This is a genomic window from Rhodococcus ruber NBRC 15591 (genome assembly GCF_001894945.1).
In the GTDB taxonomy this organism is placed as follows: Bacteria; Actinomycetota; Actinomycetes; order Mycobacteriales; family Mycobacteriaceae; genus Rhodococcus; species Rhodococcus ruber.
The window spans coordinates 20294-44538 of the sequence record NZ_BCXE01000031.1 but is presented as its reverse complement, the minus strand read 5'-3'; the positions used below and the strand labels follow the sequence as shown (position 1 = coordinate 44538).

Annotated in this window: 20 protein-coding genes and 2 riboswitches; of the genes, 15 read left to right on the top strand and 5 right to left on the bottom strand. The window is 73.0% G+C overall.

The window, feature by feature from the left end; translation table 11 throughout:
• The first annotated feature begins 268 nt into the window (after nt 1-268).
• The 5 genes from RR3_RS18680 to RR3_RS18660 are packed head-to-tail and all read left to right on the top strand — an operon-like array spanning nt 269 to nt 6574.
• Nucleotides 269-1327: a glycosyltransferase family protein gene (locus RR3_RS18680; RefSeq protein ID WP_064066009.1), complete on the top strand. Its 1059-nt coding sequence runs from the start codon at nt 269-271 to the stop codon at nt 1325-1327.
• Complete coding sequence (locus RR3_RS18675; RefSeq protein WP_064066010.1) at nt 1324-2430, top strand: glycosyltransferase family 4 protein; 1107 nt, start codon at nt 1324-1326, stop codon at nt 2428-2430. The genes RR3_RS18680 and RR3_RS18675 overlap by 4 nt, the downstream gene beginning before the upstream one ends.
• Nucleotides 2427-3434, top strand: coding sequence for a glycosyltransferase (locus RR3_RS18670; RefSeq protein WP_064066017.1), 1008 nt, complete (start codon nt 2427-2429; stop codon nt 3432-3434). The genes RR3_RS18675 and RR3_RS18670 overlap by 4 nt, the downstream gene beginning before the upstream one ends.
• Nucleotides 3431-4396: a glycosyltransferase family 2 protein gene (locus RR3_RS18665; RefSeq protein ID WP_064066011.1), complete on the top strand. Its 966-nt coding sequence runs from the start codon at nt 3431-3433 to the stop codon at nt 4394-4396. The genes RR3_RS18670 and RR3_RS18665 overlap by 4 nt, the downstream gene beginning before the upstream one ends.
• Before the next feature lie 33 nt (nt 4397-4429).
• Nucleotides 4430-6574, top strand: a complete 2145-nt coding sequence (locus RR3_RS18660; RefSeq protein WP_064066012.1) for a catalase — start codon at nt 4430-4432, stop codon at nt 6572-6574.
• Between the two features lie 122 nt (nt 6575-6696).
• On the opposite strand, the gene RR3_RS18655 is transcribed toward RR3_RS18660, so the two are convergent.
• Nucleotides 6697-7593: a glucose 1-dehydrogenase gene (locus tag RR3_RS18655; protein WP_010593190.1), complete on the bottom strand. Its 897-nt coding sequence runs from the start codon at nt 7591-7593 to the stop codon at nt 6697-6699.
• Between the two features lie 266 nt (nt 7594-7859).
• On the opposite strand from RR3_RS18655, the gene RR3_RS18650 reads away from it, so the two are divergent.
• From RR3_RS18650 to RR3_RS18630, 5 genes are all read left to right on the top strand, one after another.
• On the top strand, nt 7860-8180 hold the full coding sequence (locus RR3_RS18650; RefSeq protein ID WP_010593191.1) for a hypothetical protein: 321 nt from the start codon (nt 7860-7862) through the stop codon (nt 8178-8180).
• Between the two features lie 61 nt (nt 8181-8241).
• The gene (locus RR3_RS18645; RefSeq protein ID WP_010593192.1) at nt 8242-8766 is read left to right on the top strand and encodes a hypothetical protein; all 525 of its coding nucleotides are present in this window, start codon (nt 8242-8244) and stop codon (nt 8764-8766) included.
• Between the two features lie 93 nt (nt 8767-8859).
• The gene (locus RR3_RS18640) at nt 8860-10296 is read left to right on the top strand and encodes a PepSY-associated TM helix domain-containing protein (protein WP_064066013.1); all 1437 of its coding nucleotides are present in this window, start codon (nt 8860-8862) and stop codon (nt 10294-10296) included.
• A gap of 34 nt (nt 10297-10330) precedes the next feature.
• Entirely contained in the window at nt 10331-10843 is a 513-nt protein-coding gene (locus tag RR3_RS18635; protein WP_026137753.1) for an Rv2732c family membrane protein, read from the top strand.
• A 131-nt stretch (nt 10844-10974) separates the two neighbouring features.
• Nucleotides 10975-11496, top strand: a complete 522-nt coding sequence (locus RR3_RS18630; RefSeq protein ID WP_064066014.1) for a DUF6790 family protein — start codon at nt 10975-10977, stop codon at nt 11494-11496.
• Here the strand turns inward: RR3_RS18630 and cobF are convergent.
• On the bottom strand, nt 11461-12234 hold the full coding sequence (gene cobF, locus RR3_RS18625) for a precorrin-6A synthase (deacetylating) (RefSeq protein WP_010593196.1): 774 nt from the start codon (nt 12232-12234) through the stop codon (nt 11461-11463). The genes RR3_RS18630 and cobF overlap by 36 nt on opposite strands.
• Nucleotides 12231-15839 (bottom strand): cobaltochelatase subunit CobN, encoded by a 3609-nt coding sequence (gene cobN / locus RR3_RS18620; RefSeq protein WP_064066015.1) that lies wholly within the window; start codon nt 15837-15839, stop codon nt 12231-12233. Before cobN ends, cobF begins: the two co-directional genes overlap by 4 nt.
• 67 nt (nt 15840-15906) lie before the next feature.
• A riboswitch (cobalamin riboswitch) is annotated at nt 15907-16100 on the bottom strand.
• 25 nt (nt 16101-16125) lie between these two features.
• On the opposite strand from cobN, the gene RR3_RS18615 reads away from it, so the two are divergent.
• From RR3_RS18615 to RR3_RS18605, 3 genes are read left to right on the top strand one after another with little or no spacing between them, the layout of a single operon-like run.
• The gene (locus RR3_RS18615) at nt 16126-17226 is read left to right on the top strand and encodes a ferredoxin-like domain-containing protein (protein ID WP_010593198.1); all 1101 of its coding nucleotides are present in this window, start codon (nt 16126-16128) and stop codon (nt 17224-17226) included.
• Complete coding sequence (locus tag RR3_RS18610) at nt 17223-17873, top strand: precorrin-8X methylmutase (protein ID WP_017680721.1); 651 nt, start codon at nt 17223-17225, stop codon at nt 17871-17873. Before RR3_RS18615 ends, RR3_RS18610 begins: the two co-directional genes overlap by 4 nt.
• Complete coding sequence (locus RR3_RS18605) at nt 17870-19393, top strand: precorrin-2 C(20)-methyltransferase (protein ID WP_017680722.1); 1524 nt, start codon at nt 17870-17872, stop codon at nt 19391-19393. Before RR3_RS18610 ends, RR3_RS18605 begins: the two co-directional genes overlap by 4 nt.
• Before the next feature lie 55 nt (nt 19394-19448).
• Here the strand turns inward: RR3_RS18605 and RR3_RS18600 are convergent, their stop codons facing one another.
• Both RR3_RS18600 and RR3_RS18595 read right to left on the bottom strand, forming a co-directional pair.
• Nucleotides 19449-20210 carry a cobalt-precorrin-4/precorrin-4 C(11)-methyltransferase gene (locus tag RR3_RS18600; RefSeq protein ID WP_010593201.1) on the bottom strand — a complete coding sequence of 254 codons (762 nt, stop codon included), beginning with the start codon at nt 20208-20210 and terminating at the stop codon, nt 19449-19451.
• The gene (locus RR3_RS18595; protein ID WP_064066016.1) at nt 20207-21409 is read right to left on the bottom strand and encodes a bifunctional cobalt-precorrin-7 (C(5))-methyltransferase/cobalt-precorrin-6B (C(15))-methyltransferase; all 1203 of its coding nucleotides are present in this window, start codon (nt 21407-21409) and stop codon (nt 20207-20209) included. The genes RR3_RS18600 and RR3_RS18595 overlap by 4 nt, the downstream gene beginning before the upstream one ends.
• A 34-nt stretch (nt 21410-21443) precedes the next feature.
• Nucleotides 21444-21640: riboswitch (cobalamin riboswitch) on the top strand.
• Between the two features lie 35 nt (nt 21641-21675).
• Between RR3_RS18595 and RR3_RS18590 the strand changes: the two genes are divergently transcribed.
• Both RR3_RS18590 and cobO read left to right on the top strand, forming a co-directional pair.
• Entirely contained in the window at nt 21676-23628 is a 1953-nt protein-coding gene (locus RR3_RS18590) for a VWA domain-containing protein (RefSeq protein WP_108754929.1), read from the top strand.
• Nucleotides 23629-24243, top strand: a complete 615-nt coding sequence (cobO, locus tag RR3_RS18585; RefSeq protein WP_010593205.1) for a cob(I)yrinic acid a,c-diamide adenosyltransferase — start codon at nt 23629-23631, stop codon at nt 24241-24243. It begins immediately after the preceding gene.
• The last annotated feature ends 2 nt before the right edge of the window (nt 24244-24245 follow it).

Below are 24245 nucleotides of genomic sequence, written 5' to 3'. Positions count from 1 at the left end.
GGCCCGGCACGGAGAGGTTCGGCACGGAGAGTTCGGCGCCCCGGGCTGTCGAGTTCAACCCGGGGCGCCTTGGCCGGCCCGCATCCGGACTACGGAACAGCCCCGACCGTTGTGCCCACTGCGGCGCGGTCGAAACCTCCGGACCCGAAATCGCTCCCCGCGACGCCCGAGCGGGCGAGGTGTGGACTCCCCGCCGAACGGGTAGCCGCCCCTCGGAGCCGGCCGCTCCGCGTGCGTGGCCGGTCGTTTGTCACGGGGAGGGTGAGACATGATCCGAGTGGCCTCGGTGCCCGCGTCGCACGTCTACGTCCGGCATCTGGCCGGACCGCACGGGGACGACGAGGTGGTGCGGCTTGCCGATCCGGTGCCCGCCGACGGACGCAAGGTACCGGGCGGATGGTGGCCGCCGCTGATGCTCGAGCCGGGATGGATCGCCGCCAACCACACCGAGTTCGACGTGTTCCACATCCACTTCGGCTTCGACGCGATCGAACCGGAGGCCCTGCAGGACGTGGTCGCGGAACTCGCCGACCACGACATCCCGCTCGTCTACACCGTGCACGACCTGCGCAACCCGCACCACCCCACGCCGGGCACCCACCACAAGCAGCTCGACGTCCTGATCCCCGCCGCCACCGAACTGATCACCCTCACCGAGGGCGCCGCCGGACGGATCGAGACGATGTGGGGCCGCACCCCCACCGTCCTGCCCCACCCACACGTCGTCGAACAGCCGTGGTTCGCGCGCGCGAACCGGTCCCCGGACGAGCCGTTCGTCGTCGGGGTGCACGCGAAGAGCCTGCGCGCCAACATGGACGTCTTCCCCGTCCTCGACGTCCTCTCCCACACCGTCCGTGACCTGCCGGGCGCGCAGTTGCGGATCAACGTCCACGACGAGATCTTCGATCCGGACAACCACTGGTACGCCCCCGAGGCCGGGGCGAAGATCCTCGCCTTCGGGGACCGGCCGGGCGTCGACGTGCGTGTGCACAAGTACTTCTCCGACGACGAGCTGTGGGAGTACCTGTCCTCGCTGTCTGTGTCCGTCCTGCCCTACCGGTTCGGCACCCATTCCGGCTGGCTCGAGGCCTGCCACGACCTCGGTACGGCGGTGATCGCCCCGAGTTGCGGGTTCTACCACCAGCAACGGCCCTGCCAGGTGTTCACCTACGACGAGCAGACCTTCGACCCGGATTCCCTGGCCGATTCGGTGCGCGCGCTGTACCACAGCGGTCGGCGGCCCCACAGCGACTGGGCGCAGCGCATGTTCGAACGCCGCTTCCTGTCCCATGCGCACCACGCGATCTACGAACGGGCACTGTCGTGACGGGTCGCCCACTGCGTATCGCCCTCATCGCGTCCCACCGATTTCCCGTCGCGCAGCCCTTCGCCGGGGGACTCGAGGCACACGTGTGGCACCTGACCCGCGCGCTCGGCGCCGACGGACACCGGGTGACGCTGTTCGCCGCCGCGGGTTCCGACGTCACGCTGCCCGCCTCGTTCCTCGAGGTGCGCACCTTCACGCCCAGCCCCGCCGCCCGCAGCGACGTGTCGATGCCGCCGGAAGCGTTCCTCGACGCCCACCACGCCTACCTGTCGCTGCTGCTGGAACTGGCCGGCCCGCTCGCCGACTCGTTCGACGTGATCCACAACCACAGCGTCCACTACCTGCCGCCGGCGATGGCCGCGACGCTGCGGACCCCGATGCTGACCACCCTGCACACCCCGCCGACGCCGTGGCTCGAGTCGGCGCTCACCGTCCCCGGCGGCGGCTCGGCGCACTACGCGGCCGTCAGCAGATACACCGCGGCGACCTGGGCGCACGCGGTCGCCGCGCCGATCACCGTCGTCCCGAACGGCGTCGACCTCGGGGCGTGGCCGCTCGGCCCGGGCGGGCCGTCGCTGATCTGGTTCGGACGACTGGTCCCCGAGAAGGGCGCCCACCTGGCGATCGAGGCGGCCCGGCGGGCGGGAACGTCCCTGCGGCTGGCCGGTCCGGTCAGCGACGAGGACTACTTCACCCGGCACATCGCCCCGCGTCTGGGCGACGGCGTCACGTATCTCGGTCATCTGCCGCAGCGGGAACTCGCGGCCGCGGTCGGCCGGTCGGCCGCGACCCTGGTGACGCCGCAGTGGGACGAGCCGTACGGCCTCGTCGTGGCCGAGTCCCTGGCATGCGGCACGCCCGTGGTCGCGTTCGCGCGCGGCGGCATCCCCGAGGTACTCGACCGGGGCAGCGGCTGCCTCGTCGCCCCCGACGACGTGGAGGCGCTGGCGGCCACCGTGCCCCGCGCCGTCCGATTGTCCCGGCTCGACGCCCGCCGCCGCGCCGAGACGTTCTGTTCCGAACGCACCATGGTGGACTCCTACCTCGCCCTGTACCGCCGCCTGTGTGCGGCCGGCTCCGTCGTCCGGCAGCGCCCGGCATGATCGGCTACTACATCCATCACCACGGACACGGGCACCGCACCCGGGCGGCCTCGATCTGCGCCCGCACGAGCGAACCCGTGACGGCCCTGTGCTCGGCGCCGTTGGGGCGCTTCGCCGACGTCTTCGCCGATGTCGTCGAACTGCCCCGCGACGACGAGTCCGTCGACACCGCGGAGGATCCCACCGCCGGCGGGTTGCTGCACTGGGTCCCCCGGCACGACCGCGGCCTACGCGAGCGGATGGCGGCGCTGGCGTCCTGGGTCGCCACGGCCCGGCCCCGGCTGCTGGTGGTCGACGTGTCGGTCGAGGTCGCGGTGTTCGCCCGGTTGCTGGGCGTCCCCGTCGTGGTCGTGGCCATGCCGGGCGAGCGCACCGACACCCCGCACGGGCTGGGTTACCGCGCGGCCGAGCACATCGTCGCGCCGTGGCCGCGGGAGGTGTACGAGCCGGCGTACCTGCGTCCGTACGCGGACAAGACCACCTATGTCGGCGGCATCAGCCGGTTCGACGGCCGGCCCGTCGCCGGCCCCGCCCCCGGGGGCCGGCCCCGGGTCCTGGTCCTGAGCGGCAGCGGCGGCTCGTCCCTGTCGGCCGAGCGTCTGCACGAGCTGGCCGAGCGTCATCCCGGCTACGCGTGGGACGGTGTCGGCGTGCCGGGCGGTCCGTGGGTGGACGATCCGTGGTCCGACCTGAGCCGGGCCGACGTCGTCGTCGGTCACGCCGGGCAGAACTCCGTCGCCGACATCGCCGCGGCACGGCGGCCGGCGATCGTCGTCGCCGAACCCCGGCCGTACGACGAGCAGTGCGCCACCGCCGACGCGCTGGGTCGAGCCGGCCTGGCGGTGACCCTGCCGGCCTGCCCGCATCCGGACGACTGGCCGAAACTGCTGCGCCGGGCCCTGCGGCTCGATCCCGCACAGTGGTCCCGGTGGCGCACCGAGGGGGCTGCCGGGCGCGCCGCCGCGGTGCTCGACGAGGTCGCCGCGAAGGTGGCACCGCGATGAGGACGACCGTGATCACTCTCGTCGCCGGCCGGCACGCGCACCTGCGGCTGCAGCTGCGCGGCCTGGCGCGCAGCGCACGGACCCCGGACGATCACGTGGTGGTATCGATGGGCGATCCGGCCGTCGCACCGCTGATCGAAGCGGAGGGCTACCCGGCTCATACGGTGACCCTGCCGGCGGGCGGACCGTTGCCACCGTCCGCGGGCGGACCGTTGCCACCGTCCGCGGGCAGACCATTGCCACCGTCCGCGGGCGGACCGTTGTCACTGTCCACCGCGCGCAATGTGGGCGCCGAGTGTGCCTTGGCGCGCGGCGCCGAGCTGCTGGTGTTCCTCGATGTCGACTGCATCCCGTCCGCGGGCCTCCTCGGGTTGTACGAGCGGGCCGCGAGCGATCCGCGGCACGGCAGCGCCCTGCTGTGCGGTCCGGTGACGTATCTGCCGCCGCCGGGGCCGCGCGGATACGACCTGGGCCGCCTCGAGCGGAGCGTGAACCCGCATCCGGCACGGCCGAACCCCCCGGCCGGCACGATCCGCACCGGCGACGAGTACGACCTGTTCTGGTCGCTGTCGTTCGCGGCGACCCGCGCGACGTGGACGGCCGTCGGGGGCTTCTGCACGGACTACGTCGGGTACGGCGGCGAGGACACCGACTTCGCCCAGCGCGCCGCGCACGCCGGGGTGGGGTTGCGCTGGGTCGGCGGCGCGCATGCCTTCCATCAGCACCACCCGGTCTCCGACCCGCCGGTCGAGCATCTGCACGAGATCCTCCACAACGCCGCTGTCTTCCACCGGCGCTGGGGGCGCTGGCCGATGACCGGGTGGCTGACCCGATTCGCCGAGGCGGGTCTGGCCCGGTACGACGCGGCCGCGGACCGGTGGGTCGCCACCGCGGCGCATGCGGGGAGCGGACGTGGCCGATGTTTGGACAGGGACGCGCGGGGCAACTCGGTCGGGACGTGAACGTCCCCTGTCTCGACCGAACGGAGCATCGCAGTGTTCGACAAGAATCCGCCGGTTCCCGGCTCGCCCGCCGGTTTCGAGGTTCCGGTCGAGGAACCCACGACCCCGACGGACCCGCCTCCGGCCAAACCCGACCAGCGTGAGCCCGTCCCGGTCACTGCCACCGGCACACCCGAGGACCTGCCCGACGGTGCGCGCGGTCCCCAGGGCCGCTTCCTCACCACCGCCCAGGGTGCACGGCTGACCGACACCGACCACTCCCTCAAGGCGGGTCGCCGCGGTCCGACGCTCTTGCAGGACCACCACTTCCGCGAGAAGATCACCCATTTCGATCACGAGCGCATTCCCGAGCGGGCGGTGCACGCCCGGGGCGCCGCGGCGCACGGCGTCTTCCGGGCCAACGGCGCCGCCTCGAAGATCACCCGCGCCGGATTCCTGCAGAAGGGCAGCGAGACGCGTGTCTTCGTCCGTTTCTCGACGGTGCTCGGTTCGCGTGGTTCCGCCGACACCGTCCGCGACACCCGTGGTTTCGCGACGAAGTTCTACACCGACGAGGGAACGTTCGACTTGGTGGGGAACAACATTCCGGTGTTCTTCATCCAGGACGCGATCAAGTTCCCGGACATCGTCCATGCCGCCAAGCCGCATCCGGACCGCGAGATCCCGCAGGCTCAGAGCGCGCACGACACGTTCTGGGACTTCGTCTCACTGCACACCGAGGCCACCGCGCACACTTTGTGGAACATGTCGGACCGGGGCATTCCGCGCTCCTACCGGATGATGGAGGGCTTCGGCGTCCACACCTTCCGTCTCGTCAACGCCGACGGCGAGACGTCGCTGGTGAAGTTCCACTGGAAGCCGCGCCTGGGCGTGCACTCGCTGGTGTGGGAGGAGGCGCAGCTGCTCGGCGGCATCGACCCGGACTTCCACCGTCGCGACCTCGCCGACGCCATCGAATCCGGCGCCTACCCCGAATGGGATCTGGGCGTGCAGGTCTTCCCCGACACCCCGGAGCAGACGTTCGAGGGCATCGACCTTCTCGACCCCACCAAGATCGTCCCCGAGGAGCTCGCCCCGGTGCAGGTGATCGGGACGATGCAGCTCAACGCCAACCCGACGAACTTCTTCGCCGAGACCGAGCAGGTCGCCTTCCATCCCGGCCACCTCGTCCCCGGCATCGACGTCACCGACGATCCGCTGCTCCAGGGTCGGCTGTTCTCCTACCTCGACACCCAGCTGAGCCGGCTCGGCGGACCGAACTTCGGCCAGTTGCCGATCAACCGGCCGCACGCCCCCGTCAACGACATGCTGCGCGACGGCATGCACCAGACCGGCATCCATCCGGGCGCGGCTCCCTACCGGCCCAACTCGCTCGGAGCGGGATGCCCGTTCCTCGCGGGCGTCGAGGACGCCGCGTTCATCGACGTGCCGGCGCCGATCGCCGCGGGTGTCAAGGAACGTGAGGCGCCGAGCACGTTCGACGATCACTTCTCGCAGGCCCGGCTGTTCTACCGGAGCCTGTCGGAGATCGAGAAGAAGCACGTGGCCGACGCCTACACCTTCGAACTCGGCAAGTGCTTCGAGCAGGCGATCAAGGAGCGGGCCCTGCGCGTGCTCGCGAACATCGACGCCGGACTGTGCGCCACCGTCGCGGCGGGTCTCGGCCTGCCGGCACCGGAGCCGACGGTGTCGACGGACGGTGAGCCGCTGCGCAGCGAGGCCCTGTCCCAGGTCGGTGCGACGTGGCCGGTCGAGGGGCGGATGATCGGCATCGTCGCGGACGACAGCGCCGACGTCGCCGAGGTCGCCAAGGCCGTGGCGGCGGTGGCCGCGGCGAAGGCCGTGCCGCTGGTGATCGGTCCGCACGGCGGCAAGCTCGACGGCGGCCGCAAGGAGGTGCCGATCTCGCGCACCTTCGACACGGCGCGGTCCGTCGAGTACGACGCCCTGCTGCTCGCGAGCGCCCCGGCCGATCCGCGGGTACGCATCCTGGTCGACGAGACGTTCCGGCACTGCAAGGCGATCGGCACGTGGGGCACGGGCACCGAAGCGCTCGAGCACGCAGCCGTCCATCCCGAGGCCCCCGGAGTGGTCACCGCCGACGATCCGGAAGCGGTGGTGACCGGAATCGTCGAACTGCTCGGCGCCCACCGTGTGTGGGAGCGGTCCCAGGCCTGACCCGCCCCCTGCTGCTGCGGCGGTGCGGCGGTGGTGCGGCGGTGGTGGCCGAATGTCACATCGCGTCGATCGAATCGACCGAATGTGACATTCGGCCACCGGCACCACCCCCCGCGGGTCTGTCAGGAGAAGGGCTTGCCGCCGGTGACGGCGATGACCTCGCCGGTGATGTAGCTCGACTCCTGCGAGGCGAGGAAGACGTAGGCCGGGGCCAGTTCGGCCGGCTGCCCGGGCCGGCCGAGCGGGACGTCGTCACCGAAGGATTCGAACTTCTCCCGGGGCATCGTGGCCGGGATGAGCGGCGTCCAGATCGGTCCCGGGGCGACGGCATTGACCCGGATCCCCCGCTTCGCGACGTCCGACGCCAGGCCCTTGGTGAAGTCGACGATGCCGGCCTTGGTCGTGGCGTAGTCGAGCAGCTCCGGCGACGGGCTCGTCCCCTGGATCGACGACGTGTTGATGATCGTCGAGCCCGGTTCCATCACGTCGATCGCGAACTTGCACAGCCAGAACAACGCGTACAGGTTCGTCTTCAGCACGCGGTCGAACTGCTCGGTGGTGATGTCGGCGATCCCGTTCATCTGCACCATCTGGAACGCCGCGTTGTTCACCAGGATGTCCAGGCCGCCGAGGTCACGCACGGCCGTGTCGATCAGGTGCCGGCAGTGTTCCTCGGAGCGGATGTCGCCCGGCACCGCGACGGCGCGCCGACCCGCCTCCTCGATCCACCGCACGGTTTCGCGGGCGTCGTCCTCCTCGGACTCGAGATAGCTGAGGACGACGTCGGCGCCCTCACGGGCGAACGCGATCGCCACGGCCCGTCCGATCCCCGAGTCGGCACCGGTGATCAGCGCCCGTCGGCCCTCGAGCCTGCCGCTGCCGCGATAGGTCTGCTCGCCGTGGTCGGGTGCCGACACCATGTCGGACGTCAGGCCCGGGTACTCGAGTTCGGGTTGCTGCTCACGATCCGGGGCCGGGTACTGCTCGACCGGATTCCGGGGCCGGTGCTGGTCGGTCATGGGTCCTCCCTCAGCGGTGTGCGGGCGGTTACGGAGCCGCCGTGTCCGCACGGTGCATACCCGGCGCCGGGAGCGGGTACACGAACGGCACCGGTCGGTGAATCCGAGCGCTGCAGCGCTCTCCCGACCCGACCTCTGGAAAGGATGGGGCTGTGACGGAACACGAGAGTGAGTTTCGGGGAAGCAGTGAACTTCGGAGAAGCGGTGAGTTTCGGCGAAGCAGTGAGTTTCGGCGAAGCGAGGAGACCCGCGCGGGTGCCGATCCGGTGCACAGCAGGCAGGCCCACGACCGGGACCTGACGAACGACAGCGACTTCCCGGCCGACGACGCCCGCACGATGCGCAGCCACGCCGGTGAGGCCCTGACCGATTCCCGGGGCTGGCCGGGCTACTTCTTCCTGGGCCTCGGGCTGCTGCTGCTCGGTCTGACTCTGGTGGCTGCCGGCTACGGCTTCGAGGGCTGGGCCTGGATCGCCGGTCCCGCCTGCATCGTGTCCTTCGGGATCGGTGCCCTGCTGGTCCTGCTCGAGCGCAAGCGGGTCCGCAACGTCGAAGGAACGAGCCTGCGCGAACCGCGCGGTCACTGAGCGGTGCGCCCTTTGGGCGGTCAGGGCAGCCCAAAGGGCACACCGCTGTAGGCTCCTTCGCGTGAATCCACGCCCGCCGACGTCCACGCAGCTGCGTGGCGCGTTCGTGGGCTCGACCTCCGCCGCGGTCTCCGTCGCGGCCCACGGCCTCGCGGGCGGCGAGATTCCGTCCCAGGCGTCGGTGGTGCTGATGGTCGCCGCCTGCGCCGCGTTCGGTGCCGCGGTGTCCGCGCTCCGGTCGCACCGGCCGCTGACCGCACTGGTGCTCGTCCTGGCCGCGGGCCAGACGATCGGTCACACCGTCCTGACCCTCACCGCCGAGCACGCCCACGGCCTCGGGCTCTCGCCCGCGATGCTCGGCGCCCACGCCGCGGCCCTCGTCGTCTCCGCCGCCCTGATCCGGGCGGCCGAGCAGGGTTGCGTCGCGGCACTCGGCGTGTTGCGGCACATCGTCGCCGCGATACTGACCCTGCCCCCGGCGCATGCGCCGCTGTGGGTGGCCACACCCTCGCACCGGGCACGTCTCGTGCTGCGAGTGCTCGTTTCCGCACAGGCCGGCACCCGGGGTCCGCCCCGCACCGCCTGACCCGATCCTGTTCCGCCGCGTCCGTACCCCGCGGCGGCTTTCCCACGTGTGACGACGCTGCCGTCGTCACCGACGATCGAAACGAGCATTCGCATGTCCACGACCGACCTCGGGACGGATCGTTCCGTCCCGCCCCCGACCCGCCGATCCGGCACCTCCTCCCTGCGACCACTCGTGCTGCGGCTGCACTTCTACGCCGGCCTCCTCGTCGCCCCGTTCATCCTGATCGCCGCGGTCAGCGGCGGCCTCTACGCGCTCGCGCCGACGATCGAGCAACTCGTCTACCGCGATCAGCTGCACACCGATGCCACCGGTCCCGCCGTGCCGGTGGCCGAGCAGATCCGGGTGGCCACCGGCCAGCGGCCCGATCTCACCGTCACCGCGGTGCGGCCGGCCGCGGCGCCCGGCGAGACCACCCGGGTCCTGTTCGCCGACCCGAGCCTCGGCGAGTCGCAGCGGCTCGCGGTCTTCGTCGACCCGGTCACCGCGCGGCCGCTCGGTGAGCTGGCCGTCTACGGCAGCAGCAGCGCCCTGCCGGTGCGGACCTGGATCTCGCAGCTGCACCGGCACCTGCATCTCGGCGAACCGGGCCGCCTCTACAGCGAGCTGGCCGCGTCCTGGATGTGGGTGATCGCGCTCGGCGGCGTGTATCTGTGGGTGCGCCGGTACCGGACGTTGCGGGCCCGCGACGCCGAGGCGCGCCTGCTCACCGTCGACCGCACCGCCACCGGCCGGTCCCGCACCCTCGGCTGGCACGGTGTGGTGGGTGTATGGATCGCGGTCGGCCTGGTGTTCCTGTCCGCGACCGGTCTGACCTGGTCCCGGTTCGCCGGCGACAACATCGCCGAGCTGCGGGCGGCACTGGACTGGAAGACGCCCGCCGTCGACGCGACCCTGACGGGGAGCAGCGCCGCACCCGCGACGGGCCACGAGGGGCACGGCGGCCACGGTGGGCACGCCGCCGACCCGGCACTGCTCGACACGAACATCGCCCGCATCGACTCGGTGCTGGACGCGGCGGCCGCGGCGGGACTGACCGGCGTCGTCGAGGCCTCGGTCCCCACGAAGGCCGGCACTGCCTTCACCGTCGCCGAGACCCGCCAGCCGTGGGTGTACGGCATCGACTCGGTCGCCGTCGACGGCGCGACCGGCGAGGTCGTCGACGTGCTGCGGTTCGCGGACTGGCCGCTCGCCGCGCAGCTGACGTGGTGGTCGATCACCCTGCACATGGGCATCATGTTCGGGCTGATCACGCAGGTCGCCCTGGCGCTGCTGGCGGTGGCGTTGGTCACGGTCGTGGTGCGCGGGTACGTGCTGTGGTGGCGGCGACGGCCCACCCGTGGGTCGGCGTGGGCCGTCGGCCGCGCTCCGTCCCGGGGCGCGCTCCGTCGCGTCGGCGCAGGTCCGGCGGTCGCGATCGGCGTCGCGGCCGCGGTGGTGGGGTGGTTCGCCCCGGTGCTCGGGCTCAGCCTGCTGGCGTTCCTCGTCGTCGACACCGCCGTCGGGTGGCGTAGCCGGGGACGCGCATAATGAACCCTCGTGTGCCTATCGACGAGGAGTGCCGGTGAGCGACGACCTGTCCGCATACCGTAAGGAGTTCGCCCGCATCGAGCGGAAGATCGCCGGGGAGTTCGACGCCGGCCGGCGACACCGCGTCCTCGTCGCCTGTGTCGTCGCGGTGGTGCTGGGTCTGCTTCTGCCGCAATCGGATACCGAATGGTCGTGGACGGTGCTCGGCACGTGGTTCGGGCACGAGGCCACGACGACCGTGCCGATGCGGGTCTTCGTGAGCCTCGCTGTGGTGTTCGGTGTGGTGTCGTCGACCGCGGCGCTGTGCACGCACCGCTGGCGGCTCGCGTCGGCGTCGATGCTCGGTTCCGGCCTGGCGTCCCTGTTCGGGCTGCTCGGCTACTGGTCGCAGAACGGCATGCCGGTGCAGACTCCGCACGCCCCCGGCGCGGGAATGGTGCTCGCCTGGCTCGGCATGGTGGCGCTGACCTCGCAGTGGCTGCCCGTCGTGCTCAGCCGCTCCCCCACCGACCGGCGGCCGCAGCCGGTGACCACGCCGGTGCTCTGACGCCGATGCCCGACCCGGGACATCCGCGCACCGCGCGGATGTCCCGGCGTTCCACTGCGCGACGGGCCGGGCGCGGCGTACATTTCGCCGGTGAAGCGGCCGGATGCGGCTGCCCCGCGAAGGGAGTTGCCGTGCCGACCGCCGTACTCGCCGTCGTCGCCCTCGTCGGCGCCTTCCTGCAGTCCCGCCACCGCCACGGCGCCGCTCGTATCGACACCTACCTCGTGTGGTGGCTCGTGGCGGTGGTCGGCGTCGCCTCGGTGATCGGGGCGGCGTTCCACGTCTTCGACGGTCCCGCGACCGCCGAGATGATCGGATTCACCCGCGGCGACGGAGGTTTCCAATTCGAGAACGCCATGGGCGATCTCGCGATCGGCGTGGCGGGAATCCTGTGCTACCGCTTCCGCGGCGGGTTCTGGCTCGCGACGATCGTCGTGACCACCGTCCAGTACTTCGGCGACGCCGCCGGTCACCTGTACTTCTGGCTCGCGAAGGACAACACCGAGCCGGGCAACGTCGGATTCCCGCTGTGGTTCGACATCATCCTGCCGATCGTGGCGTGGGTCCTGTACGCGGCGTCGTACCGGCGGGGCGGCGACGCCGTTCCCCTCACCCGGTCAGGAGCCGGCGCCGACGCCGTCCGCGCGACGTAGCAGGTAGGTGTCCATCACCCAGCCGCGCGCCGCCTTCGCGCGGGCGCGGGCCCGCTCGATCTCCGGCAGCACCCGGTGCAGCGGGCCGGCGACGAGTTCCTCGTCGGACGTGCCGAGGTCGGCGCCCCACCAGATGTGCCAGTCGCCGTCGAGCCGGGCGCATTCGAGCGCGCCGTCGAGCATCACGACGAGGTTGTCGCCCCCGGCGGCGACCTCGTGCGCAAGACACCGGCCCGTCGTGATCGTGATCGGGCCGCCGATCCGGTTGAGCACCAACCGGTGCCGCGCCGCGAGCAGCGACACGGCGCTCACCCCCGGGACCACGTCGTAGTCGACGTCGAGCACGCCCCGGTCGCGGATGCGTTCGACGACGCGAATGGTGCTGTCGTACAGGCTCGGATCGCCCCACACCAGGAATCCGGCGGTCTCGTCCGGCGCGACCTGCTCGCGCAGCACCGACTCGTAGACGGCGGCGCGGGCCGCGTGCCAGTCCCGCACCTCGGCGCCGTAGGCGGACGGGGCGCGGTCGCGCGGCGGGTCCGGCACCGTGATCACCCGGTAGTCGCCGGTGACGTGCCGGCGGCAGATCTCCTCCCGCACGGCGACGAGATCGTCGACGCCGCGCTGCTTGTCGGCGACGAGGAACACGTCCACCTCGTTCAGCGCCCGGACCGCGGCCACGGTGAGGTCGTCGGGACCACCCGGCCCGATCCCGATCAGCCGCAGCCGTCTTCTCATCCGCGGTCCTCGAGGTCGCCCTCCACGTCGAGGTAGGCCTGCTGCAGTTCCGCGAGCGTCGCCGGATCCGGCTCGGCCCACAGCCCGCGGTCGGCGGCCTCGGAGAGCCGTTCGACGATGCCGCGCAGCGCCCACGGGTTGGCCTCGCGCAGGAACTGCTGGTTCTCCGGGTCGAGCGCATAGGTGCGGGCGAGGGTTTCGTACATCCAGTCCGCGACGACGCCGGCGGTGGCGTCGTAGCCGAACAGGTAGTCGACGGTCGCGGCCAGCTCGAACGCTCCCTTGTAGCCGTGCCGGCGCATCGCGGCGAGCCAGCGCGGATTGACCACCCGGGCCCGGAACACGCGGGCGGTCTCCTCCGCCAGCGAGCGGGTGCGGACCTGGTCGGGGGTGGTCGAGTCGCCGATGTACGCCTTCGGGTCCGCGCCGGTGAGCGCGCGGACGGTGGCGACCATGCCGCCGTGGTACTGGAAGTAGTCGTCCGAGTCGGCGATGTCGTGCTCACGGGTGTCGGTGTTCTTCGCCGCCACCGCGATCCGCCGGTAGTTGGCGCGCATGTCGTCCGCGGCCGCGACACCGTGCAGGTGCCGCCCGTACGCGAAGCCACCCCACGCGGTGTACACCTCGGCGAGATCGGCGTCGCTGCGCCAGTTCCCGGAGTCGATGAGCGGCAGGATGCCGGCGCCGTAGGAGCCGGGCCGGGAACCGAAGATGCGCCGGACCGCGCGCTCGGGGTCGCCGTGCTCGGCCTCGTCGCGGCGGGCGTGCGCGCGCACGAAGTTCAGGTCGTCGGGCTCGTCGAGGGCGGCGACGGTGCGGATCGCGTCGTCGAGCATCGCGACGACGTGCGGGAAGGCGTCGCGGAAGAACCCGGAGATGCGGACGGTGACGTCGATGCGGGGCCGGCCGAGTTCGTCGAGGGGGATCACGGTCAGTTCGCGCACCCGCCGGGACTCGGCGTCCCATTCGGGGCGCACGCCGATCAGGGCGAGCACCTCGGCGATGTCGTCGCCGGAGGTGCGCATCGCGGAGGTGCCCCACACCGACAGGCCCACCGACGGCGGGTAGTCGCCGGTGTCCGCGCGGTACCGGTCGAGCAGGTTGTTCGCCAGGGCCACGCCGGTGTCGTAGGCGAGCCGGCTCGGCACCGCCTTCGGGTCGACGGTGTAGAAGTTGCGGCCGGTGGGCAGCACGTTGACCAGGCCGCGCAGCGGCGACCCGGACGGACCGGCGGGGACGTAGCCGCCGTCGAGGGCGTGCAGCACCGCGTCGAGTTCGTCGGTGGTGCGGGCCAGGCGCGGCACGACCTGCTCGGCGGCGAAGGCGAGCACCCGCTCGACCTCCGGATCCTGCTGTCCCAGAACCTGTTCGACGACGGTGCCGGCGCGCTCGACCCGCCAGCCGGCGTCCTCCATGCCCTGCACCAGGGCCCGGGCCTGGGACTCGACCGCGTCGGTCTCGGCGAGCGGCGCATCCGGCTTCAGCCCGAGCGCGGTGCGCAGCCCGGGCACCGCGTGCGCCCTGCCGCCCCACACCTGCGCAGCCCGCAGCACCGACAGCACCAGGTTCACGCGGGCCTCCCCGACGGGCGCGGTGCCGAGCACATGCAGACCGTCGCGGATCTGCGCGTCCTTGACCTCGCACAGCCAGCCGTCGACGTGCAGCAGGAAGTCGTCGAATTCGGCGTCGTGCGGGCGGTCGTGGAGACCAAGGTCGTGGTCGAGCTTCGCGGCCTGGATCAGCGTCCAGATCTGGGCGCGGATCGCGGGCAGCTTGGCCGGGTCCATCGAGGCGATGTTGGAGTACTCGTCGAGCAGCTGCTCGAGCCGGGCGATGTCGCCGTACGACTCGGCCCGCGCCATCGGCGGGATCAGGTGGTCGACGATGGTCGCGTGGGCGCGGCGTTTCGCCTGGGCGCCCTCCCCCGGATCGTTGACCAGGAACGGGTAGATCAGCGGGAGGTTGCCGACGGCGGCGTCGGTCGCGCAGGCCGCCGACAGCCCGGCGTTCTTGCCGGGCAGCCATTCCATCGAGCCGTGCTTGCCCAGGTGGACGACGGCGTCGGCGCCGAAGCCGTTCTCCACCCACCGGTACGCCGCGAGGTAGTGGTGCGACGGCGCCATGTCCGGATCGTGGTAGATCGCCACCGGGTTCTCGCCGAACCCGCGGGGCGGCTGGATCATCAGCACCACGTTGCCGGCCTGCAGGGTGGCGAGCACGATCTCGCCGTTCGGGTCGGCGCTGCGGTCGACGAACAGTTCGCCCGGGGCCTCGCCCCACGCCTCGGTCATCGCGCCGGTCAGCTCGGACGGCAGGTCCGCCGTCCACTCGCGGTAGCGCGCCGCGCTCACCCGCACCGGGTTGCCCGCCATCTGCTCGGCGCTGAGCCACTCCTCGTCCTGGCCACCCGCGGCGATCAGGGCGTGGATCAGCGCGTTGCCCGCCTCGGCGTCGTCGTCGGTGTCGAGGCCGGGAAAGCCGTCGCCGAGGTCGTAGCCGTGCTCGCGCAGCGCGCGCAGCAGCCGGATCGCGGAGACGGGCGTGTCCAGGCCGACGGCGTTGCCGACGCGGGAGTGTTTCGTCGGATACGCCGAGAGCATGATCGCCAGGCGCCGCCGTGCGGGTGGGATGCGCCGCAGACGGGCGTGCGCGACGGCGATACCGGCGACGCGACGGCACCGTTCGGGGTCGGTGACGTAGCGCGGCAGGCCGTCGGCGCCGAATTCCTTGAACGAGAACGGCACCGTGATGATGCGGCCGTCGAATTCGGGGACGGCGATCTGCGTCGCGGAATCGAGCGGGGAGACGCCCTCGTCGGATTCGGCCCACGCGTCGCGTCCCCAGGTCAGGCACAACGCCTGCAGGATCGGAACGTCGAGCGCGGCAAGCGCTGCGACGTCCCAGGCATCGTCGTCGCCGCCGGCGGAGACGGTGGCCGGGCGGGTACCGCCGGCGGCCAGGACCGTGACGATCAGGGCGTCGAGGGTGCCGAGTTCGGCGAGCAGGTCCGCGGGGGCCCCGCGCAGGGTGGAGCAGAAGATCGGCACGGCCACGGCGCGGCCGGTGGCGTCGACCGCCTGCGCGAGATCGCGGACGAAGCGGGTGTTTCCGCTGGTCTCGTGGGCGCGGTAGTACAGGATGCCCACCCTCGGCAGGTCGGGATCGGCCGCGGCGGGCGCGTGGCTGCCCCACTCGGGCAGCGCGGCCGGCGGATCGAAGCCCTCGCCGGTGAGCAGGACGGTGTCGGACAGGAAGGCGTGCAGCTGGGCCAGGTTGGCCGGTCCGCCCTGCGCCAGGTAGGCGTGGGCCTCGGTGGCGATGCCGACGGGGACGGTGGAGTGGCTCATCAGCTCGGCGTCGGGCAGCTGCTCACCGCCGAGCACGACGACGGGTGCGCCGTGCGCCAGGACCGCGTCGATGCCGTTCTGCCAGGACCGCACCGACCCGAGGATGCGGACGATCACCAGGTCGGCGCCGTCGAGCAGGCGCGGCAGCTCGCTGCCGACGTCGAGGCGCGACGGATTGCCCAGCGCGTATTCGGCGTCGGAGCTCAGCGCCGACAGCAGGTCGGTGTCGGACGTGGACAGCAGCGCGAGCCGCGTCACGGCCGGGTCCTGCGCAGTTCGATTCCGCGCAGCACGAATTCGGTCATGTTCAGTCTCCAAACCCTCGTGGACTTCCCGTGCCGTGGCCGGTCTCCTGGCTGACGGATCGTCGCTGCTGCGCCGACCTTCCCGGACGTGCGTCCAGTGGTCTCCGGACCGGCGGACCGGTTCGGACGAGGGCGAGCAACTACCCGCTCACAGTGGCGAGGGCCGCGCCGGTCTCACACCGGCTTCCCGAGCACCACGGCAGGTGGAGCTTAGCGCACGTGTGCAACCATGTGCCCCCATGGTCGACCTTCCCCCGGCGCCGGCCCAGGCGGCATCCCCCGTCGCTGCGCTCACCCAGGATCGGTGCCCCGGTCTGCTGCGCCCCCACCTCGCCGCCGACGGCGCGCTGGTGCGGCTGCGCGCGCCCGGCGGCCGGCTCCCGGACGGCGGCCTGCAGGCGCTGTCGGAGGCGTCGGTCGCCTTCGCGGACGGCGACGTGCACCTCACCTCACGCGGAAACCTGCAGATCAGGGGCGTCGCGTTGGACGAGTGCGGCGGGGTGCCCGCCGGCCTGGTCGAGGCGGTGACGGCGGCCGGGTTCCTGCCGGCGCCGGCGCACGAACGGGTCCGCAACGTCGTCGCCTCGCCGCTGTCCGGGATCACCGGCGGCCGCGCCGACATCCGCCCGCTGATCGGCGCGCTCGACGCCGCCCTGTGCGCCGAGCCCGCCCTGGCGCAGCTGCCGGGGCGTTTCCTCTTCGGGCTCGACGACGGCCGCGGCGACGTCACCACCCTGCGCTGCGACCTCGCCGCGGTGGCCGTCGAACCCGGACTGTTCCGCGTCACGATCGGCCGGCGCTCCGGCCCGGTGGTGCCGGCCGAGCGGGCCGTCGGGACCCTGGTCGACCTGGCGCAACGGTTCGCGGCGATCCGCGGCACCAGCTGGCACGTGCACCGACTGCCCGAGGCCGGCGCCGAACTCGGCGGTGGTGCGCCGCTGCCGCCGCCCACCCGGTACACCGCGCCGTACGGCCCCCTGCCCGGAGCCGTCTCGGTCCTGGTCCCGCTGGGCATCCTCTCGCCCGCGATGGTGGCGGCGCTGCCCGTGCCGGACGTGATCGTCACCCCGTGGCGCGGCCTGGTCCTGCCCGGCGAGCACGATCCGCAGCCGCTGCGCGACGCCGGGTTCGTCCTCGACGGCGCGTCGCCGTGGACCCGCACCACCGCATGCACCGGCGCGCCGCGGTGTAGCCTCGCCGGGGGCGACACCCGTGCCACGGCCCGGCGCGTCGTCGCCGATGCGCCGCCACCCGGCCACCTGCACGTCGTGGGATGCGAACGATCCTGCGGCGCACCGAATTTCCCCCACACGCTCCTGCTCGCGAGGAACCCGGCATGACCCTGTCCCCCCCACCCCGGCGCTACGACTACGTCACCGACGGCGCCGACATCTACGTCCGGTCGTTCGCGACGATCCGCGCCGAAACCGACCTGTCCGCGATTCCGGCCGACGCCGAGAAGGTCGCGGTGCGCATGGTGCACGCCTGCGGGCAGACCGACCTGACCCGCGACCTCGCGATCCACCCGGGCCTGGTGTCCGCGGCGCGCACGGCGCTGCGTTCCGGCGCGCCGATCCTCACCGACGCGCACATGGTCGCGTCCGGGGTGACCCGCACCCGGCTGCCGGCGGACAACGAGGTGCTGTGCTTCCTGCGGGACCCGCGGGTACCCGAGCTCGCGGCGGCGTGGGGCACCACCCGCTCGGCCGCGGCGGTGTCGCTGTGGGAGGACCGCCTCGACGGCGCCGTCGTCGCGATCGGCAACGCACCCACCGCGCTGTTCCACCTGCTCGAGCTCATCGACGCCGGCGGCCCCCGGCCCGCCGCGATCGTCGGGGTGCCGGTCGGGTTCATCGGCGCCGCCGAATCCAAGGAGGCGCTCGCCGCGCATCCGCTGCAGCTGCCCTACCTGGTGGTACGGGGACGGCGCGGCGGCTCGGCGATGGCGTCGTCCGCGATCAATGCCCTGGCCCAGGAGGCGGAGTGAACGACACCGGACGGTTCTACGGCGTGGGCCTCGGCCCCGGTGATCCCGAGCTGATCACCCGCAAGGCGGCCCGGCTGATCGCGCAGGCCGACGTGATCGCCTACCACTCGGGCACCCACGGCCGGTCCATCGCGAGGGGTATCGCGGCCGGGCTGATCCGGGAGGGGGTGCTCGAGGAGGCGCTGGTCTACCCGGTCACCACCGGCACCACCGACCATCCCGGCGGCTACGACGGGGCCATCGCCGACTTCTACGACGAGTGCGCGGCGCGCCTGGCCGCGCACCTCGACGCCGGCCGCACCGTCGTCGTGCTGTGCGAGGGCGACCCGCTGTTCTACGGCTCCTACATGTACCTGCACGACCGGCTCGCGAACCGCTATGCGACCGAGGTGGTTCCGGGCGTGACGTCGGTGTCCGCGGCCGCGGCCGCCGCGGCGGAACCGCTGGTGCGGCGCACCGACGTGCTCACCGTGCTGCCCGGCACGCTGCCCGAGCCGGAACTGGCGCGCCGTCTCGCCGACACCGACGGCGCCGCGATCATGAAGCTGGGCCGCACCTTCCCCGCGGTCCGCGCCGCGCTCGCCCAGGCGGGCCGGCTCGACGACGCGGTGTACGTCGAGCGCGCGTCGATGGGCGGGCAGCGCATCGTCCCCGTCGCCGACGTCGACGCCGATGCGGTGCCGTACTTCTCGGTGATCCTCACCCCCGGCGACCGCGCGCCGCGCAACCGGGACATCACCGACCGGTCCCGGCCCGTCGTCGCCGAGGTTCCCGACGCGGTCGCTGCCCGTGAGCTGCTCGTCGTCGGTCTCGGCCCCGCCGACGAGAAGTGGCTCACCCCCGAGGCCGCCGCCGCGCTGGCGGCCGCCGACCACGTCGTCGGGTACGGGCCCTACGTCGACCGGGTGCCGGTCCGGCCGGGGCAGCGACGGCACGCGTCCGGCAACACCGTCGAGGTGGACCGCGCCCGCGTCGCGCTCGAGCTGGCCCTGTCCGGCGAACGGGTGGCGGTCGTCTCGGGTGGCGACGCCGGAGTGTTCGGGATGGCCTCGGCGGTGTTCGAGGCCGCGCAGGATCCGCGGTTCGCGGAGATCCCGGTGCGGGTGCTGCCCGGCGTGTCGGCGGTCCAGGCCGTCGCCGCGCGGGCGGGCGCCCCGATCGGCGGCGACTTCGCGGTGATGAGCCTGTCGGACCGGCTCAAGCCGTGGGAGGTGATCGAGCAGCGGCTCACCGCCGTCGCACAGGCCGACCTGGTGCTGGGCATCTACAACCCGGCGTCGCGGTCGCGGACCACGCAGGTCGCGCAGGCGCGGGCCGTGCTGCTGCGGCACCGCCCCGCCGACACCGTCGTGGTGGTCGGTCGCGACGTCGGCCGCCCCGGCGAGTCGCTCGAGGTGACCACCCTCGAGAAGCTCGACCCGGACGCGATCGACATGAAGTGCCTGATCCTCGTGGGCTCGTCCGGCACCGCGGTCACCGCGACCGGCGCGGTGTGGACGTCGCGCTCGGTGCGTCCCTGAACATTCGCCCGGAACACCGGGATCCGCGCCCGTCACGGCGCGCGCGGATTCCGGTTCACCGTGTGAAGCCGCTGCGGTCCCGCGCCGGGTCGTAGAGGTGCGAGCACGCGACGTCCGCCGACCGCACGCCCAGGGCACGGCCGACGACGATCACCGCGGTGTGCTTCAGTCCCGCCGCCTCGACCTTGTCGGCGAGGTCGGCGAGCGTGCCGCGCAGCACCAGCTCGTTCGGGCGGGACGCGAACGCCACCACCGCGGCCGGACAGTCGGCGCCGTACTCGACGCTCAGCTCCTCGGCGAGGACGCGGATGCGGGTGATCGCCAGGTGCAGCACGAGGCTCGCGCGCAGGCCCGCGACGCGGGCGAGGGCCTCGGTGTCGGGCATGGTCGTCGAGCGGGCCTGCGTGCGGGTCAGCACGACGGTCTGCACCAGCTCGGGCACGGTCAGCTCCGCCCCGAGGGTCGCCGCGGCGGCCGCGTAGGCCGGCACACCGGGCGTGACGTCCCACGGCACTGCCGCGGCATCGAGCCGGCGCGTCTGCTCGGTCAGGGCCGAATACAGCGACGGGTCACCGGAACACAAGCGGACGACGTCGAGGCCGCGGCGGTGGGCGTCGACGAGGTGCGCGGTGATCTCGTCCAGGTCCAGGCGCTGGGTGTCGACGAGCTCCGCGTCGTCCCGGCAGTGCGCGAGCACCTCGTCGTCGAGATAGGTGCCGGCGTAGAGCACCACCGGCGCCTCGCTCAGCAGGCGCGCGGCCCGCAGCGTCAGCAGGTCGGCCGCACCGGGCCCGGATCCCACGAAGTGAACTGTCATCTCTCGCCTTTCGTCACCTGCCACTGCACCACCGGGCGCAGCGCCTGCCAGCCGCTGAACCCGCCGAGTGGTGCGGCCTGTTCCACGGTCGTCCGGGTCAGCTCCCCGCCGTGGGTCTTCCACCACTGCACCAACGTCGACTCGGTTTCGAGGGTCACCGCGTGCGCGACCAGACGGCCACCCGGACGCAGTGCCGCCCAGCAGGTCTCGAGCACTCCGGGAATCGACCCGCCGCCGCCGACGAAGACGGCATCGGGGGTGTCGAGACCGGCGAGCGCGTCGGGGGCGGCGCCGCGCACCACCACGACCGACGGGACGCCGAGCCGCGCGGCGTTGCGGCCGATCCGGTCGGCGCGCGTCTCGTCGCGTTCGATCGCCACCGTGCGGCAGCGCGGATCGGTGCGGGCCCACTCGATGCCCACCGACCCGGCGCCGGCCCCGACGTCCCACAGCAGTTGCCCCGGCCGCGGCGCGAGCGCGCACACCGCGGCGAGCCGGATCGGGCGTTTGGAAATCTGACCGTCGTGCTCGAACGCGTCGTCGGGCAGGCCGGGCGTCGCGGGATACCCCTCGGCTCCGGAGCATTCGATGCAGACGACGTTGAGCGCGGGCGCGTCGCCGGACCAGTCGTCGGCGGCGGCGGTGCGCCGCGCCTCCTCGGGCGCGCCGAGGTCCGACAGCACGGTCAGGGTGCTCGCGCCGAACCCGTCTCGGCGCAGCAGGTCGGCGACCCGCGCCGGGGTGGAGCCGTCGGAGGAGAGCACGATCAGCCGCCGCCCCCACCCGAATGCGCGGCGGACGGCGTGCACGTCCCGGCCCACCAGCGTCACCACGTCCACCGACTCGGCGCTCCACCCCATGCGGGCGCGGGCCAGCGCCACCGACGACACGGCGGGCAGCACCGTCACCGCGTCGGCGCCGAGCCGGTCGATCAGGGTGGTCCCGATGCCGGAGACGAGCGGATCGCCCGACGCGACCGCCACGATCGTGCGGCCGCGGTGCCGCGCGAGCAGCGCGTCGAGTCCGTCGCGCAGCGGGGACGGCCACGGCTCGCGGACGGCGCCGGTCTCGGGCAGCAGCGCCAGATGGCGCCGCCCACCGAGCAGGACCTGCGCGCCGAGCACCGCGTCGCGGGCGGGGGGCGGCAGGCCGTCCCAGCCGTCGGCACCCATGCCGACGACGGTGATGTGTGAGCCCATGGCGTCGAACCCTAGCCGGTGCGGTTAGACTCGGCGCCGGCAAGACAATCGAGGTGCCCCTCACGGGGATAATCGGGAAGCCGGTGTGAATCCGGCACAGGCCCGCTGCGGTGACCCGGGAGTCGTCGATCATGCGCATCACGCGCAGCCACTGGACCGCCCGGTCCGGGAAGGCGATCGCACGGCGTCCGACCGGGAAGTCCGAATACCGGCCTCGATTCCGTTTGCCGAGAAGACATCCCAGCGGGAGCCTGTGGAGGTTGAAAGTGCACGTGTATCCGTTCAGTGCCGTCGTCGGCTCCGACGACCTGGCGCTGGCCCTGTCCCTGTGCGCGGTGTCGCCGTCGATCGGCGGGGTGCTCGTGCGCGGGGAGAAGGGCACCGCCAAGTCGACCACGGTGCGCGCCCAGGCCGCGCTGTTGCCGCAGGTCACGGAGGTCGCCGGCTGCCGGTTCGCGTGCGACCCCGCCGCCCCCGACCCGTCCTGTCCCGACGGCCCGCATCCGCACGGCGCGGCGGCGCAGACGCGGCCGGCGCGGCTGGTGGAACTGCCCGTCGGCGCCACCGAGGACCGGGTCACCGGCTCCCTGCACCTGCAGAAGGCGCTGTCGGCGGGCACCGCCGAGTACGAGCCGGGCCTGCTCGCCCGGGCGCACCGCGGGGTGCTCTACGTCGACGAGGTCAACCTGCTGCACGACCATCTCGTGGACCTGCTGCTCGACGCCGCGGCGATGGGCCGGTGCTCCGTCGAGCGCGACGGGGTGTCGGTCTCGCATGCCGCCCGGTTCGTGCTGGTCGGGACGATGAACCCGGAGGAGGGGGAGCTGCGTCCGCAGCTGCTCGACCGCTTCGGGCTGACCGTGGAGGTGGCCGCGCCGCGCGATCCGCAGGTGCGGGCGGAGATCGTGCGGCGGCGCCTGGCGTTCGACGCCGACCCGGTCTCGTTCGTCGCGGGCTGGGCCGACGCCGAGGCCGAGCTGGCGCGGCGGCTCGCTGCGGCCCGCGAGCGGCTGCCGCACGTGCGGCTCGGCGACGACGCGCTGGTCGCGATCGCGGAGGTGTGCGCGGCGTTCGACGTCGACGGGATGCGCGCCGACCTGGTCACCGCGAAGACCGCCGTCGCGCACGCGGCCTGGGCGGGTCGCGACGAGGTCACGCGGGAGGACATCGCGGTCGCGGCGCGGCTCGCGTTGCCGCACCGTCGTCGCCGCAACCCCTTCGACGAGCCCGGCATGGACGAGACGCTGCTCGACGAACTCCTGGGCGACCGGGCCCCCGAGCCGGACCCGGACGATCCCGACCCGGACGATCCCGGCCCCGGCCCCGGCGGTGCCGGTCCCGACGGTCCCGGAGGCGGCGAAGCGACGCCGGACCGGGACGACCGTGCGGCGGGCGCCGGCGCGGCGACGTCCGTCGCGACCCCGGCCGAGCCCTACCGGACCCGCCTGTTCACCGCCGACCGCACGGGCCGCGGCACCGCGGGCCGGCGCTCCCGGGCGCGCACGACGGTCGGCCGCACGGTCGGCGAGCGTCGCGCCGACACCGGCCCCGTCCACCTGCCCGCCACCATCCGCGCCACCGCCGCCCACCCGTGCGCGTTTCCGGTAGCGGGAACTACCGGAAACGCGCACGGGTGGCAGGTGCGGCGGAAGGTCGTCGAGGGGCGGGAGGCCAACCTGGTGCTGCTGTGCGTCGACGCCTCCGGCTCCATGGCGGCGCGGCAGCGGATGACGCAGGTCAAGACGGCGATCCTGTCGCTGCTGCTCGACGCCTACCGGCGCCGCGACACCGTCGGTCTGGTGACCTTCCGCGGCGATCGCGCCGTGCTCGCCCTGCCGCCGACCAATTCGGTGGACGTGGCCGCGGCCCGGCTGCGGGAGCTGCCGGCGGGCGGGCGCACCCCGCTCGCCGAGGGACTGCTCGAGGCGGCCGAGACGATCCGGCGGCATCGGCTGCGCGAACCCGACCGGCGGGCGTTGCTCGTCGTGGTCACCGACGGTCGCGCCACCGCAGGTGCGGACGCGGTGGCCCGGTCCCTCGCGGCCGCCGACCGCATCGCCACCGCCGGGATCGACGCGGTCGTCGTGGATTCCGAGACCGGCCGGTTCCGCATGGGTCTCGCGGCCCGGCTCGCCGAACGGCTCGGCGCCGAACACGTTCCCGTCGGCGAGGTCCACGCCGACGCGCTCACCACCGTCGTCCGAGGAAGGGCCGCGTAGATGCCGAAGGGACAACCGGCCACCGTGCCGGACGACGGTCTCACCACCCGTCAGCGCCGCAACCGGCCGCTGCTGATGGTCCACACCGGCGACGGCAAGGGCAAGTCGACCGCCGCGTTCGGGCTGGCACTGCGCGGCTGGAACCAGGGCTGGTCGGTCGCGGTGTTCCAATTCGTCAAGTCCGCCAAGTGGCGTCTCGGTGAGCAGACCGCCTTCGAGACCCTCGGCGACCTGCACACCGAGCGCGGCACGGGCGGCCCGATCGAGTGGCACAAGATGGGCTCCGGGTGGTCGTGGTCCCGCAAGGACGGCACCGAGGAGGACCACGCCGCCGCGGCACTCGCCGGGTGGCGGGAGATCCAGCGCCGGCTCGCCGCCGAGCAGCACGGGCTGTACGTGCTCGACGAATTCACCTACCCGATCGGCTGGGGCTGGATCGACGCCGACGAGGTGGTGCGGACGCTCGCCGCGCGTCCCGGCCACCAGCACGTCGTGATCACCGGCCGCCGGGCGCATCCGGCGTTGATCGAGGCCGCGGATCTCGTGACCGAGATGACGAAGATCAAGCACCCGATGGACGCGGGCCAGAAGGGCCAGAAGGGCATCGAGTGGTGACA

Coding starts and splice junctions, on each gene's coding strand:
- RR3_RS18680 (WP_064066009.1), top strand. CDS start 269: ATGATCCGAGTGGCCTCGGTGCCCGCGTCGCACGTCTACGTCCGGCAT.
- RR3_RS18670 (WP_064066017.1), top strand. CDS start 2,427: ATGATCGGCTACTACATCCATCACCACGGACACGGGCACCGCACCCGG.
- RR3_RS18665 (WP_064066011.1), top strand. CDS start 3,431: ATGAGGACGACCGTGATCACTCTCGTCGCCGGCCGGCACGCGCACCTG.
- RR3_RS18655 (WP_010593190.1), bottom strand. CDS start 7,593: ATGACCGACCAGCACCGGCCCCGGAATCCGGTCGAGCAGTACCCGGCC.
- RR3_RS18640 (WP_064066013.1), top strand. CDS start 8,860: ATGTCCACGACCGACCTCGGGACGGATCGTTCCGTCCCGCCCCCGACC.
- cobF (WP_010593196.1), bottom strand. CDS start 12,234: ATGAGAAGACGGCTGCGGCTGATCGGGATCGGGCCGGGTGGTCCCGAC.
- RR3_RS18615 (WP_010593198.1), top strand. CDS start 16,126: ATGGTCGACCTTCCCCCGGCGCCGGCCCAGGCGGCATCCCCCGTCGCT.
- RR3_RS18610 (WP_017680721.1), top strand. CDS start 17,223: ATGACCCTGTCCCCCCCACCCCGGCGCTACGACTACGTCACCGACGGC.
- RR3_RS18600 (WP_010593201.1), bottom strand. CDS start 20,210: ATGACAGTTCACTTCGTGGGATCCGGGCCCGGTGCGGCCGACCTGCTG.
- RR3_RS18595 (WP_064066016.1), bottom strand. CDS start 21,409: ATGGGCTCACACATCACCGTCGTCGGCATGGGTGCCGACGGCTGGGAC.
- cobO (WP_010593205.1), top strand. CDS start 23,629: ATGCCGAAGGGACAACCGGCCACCGTGCCGGACGACGGTCTCACCACC.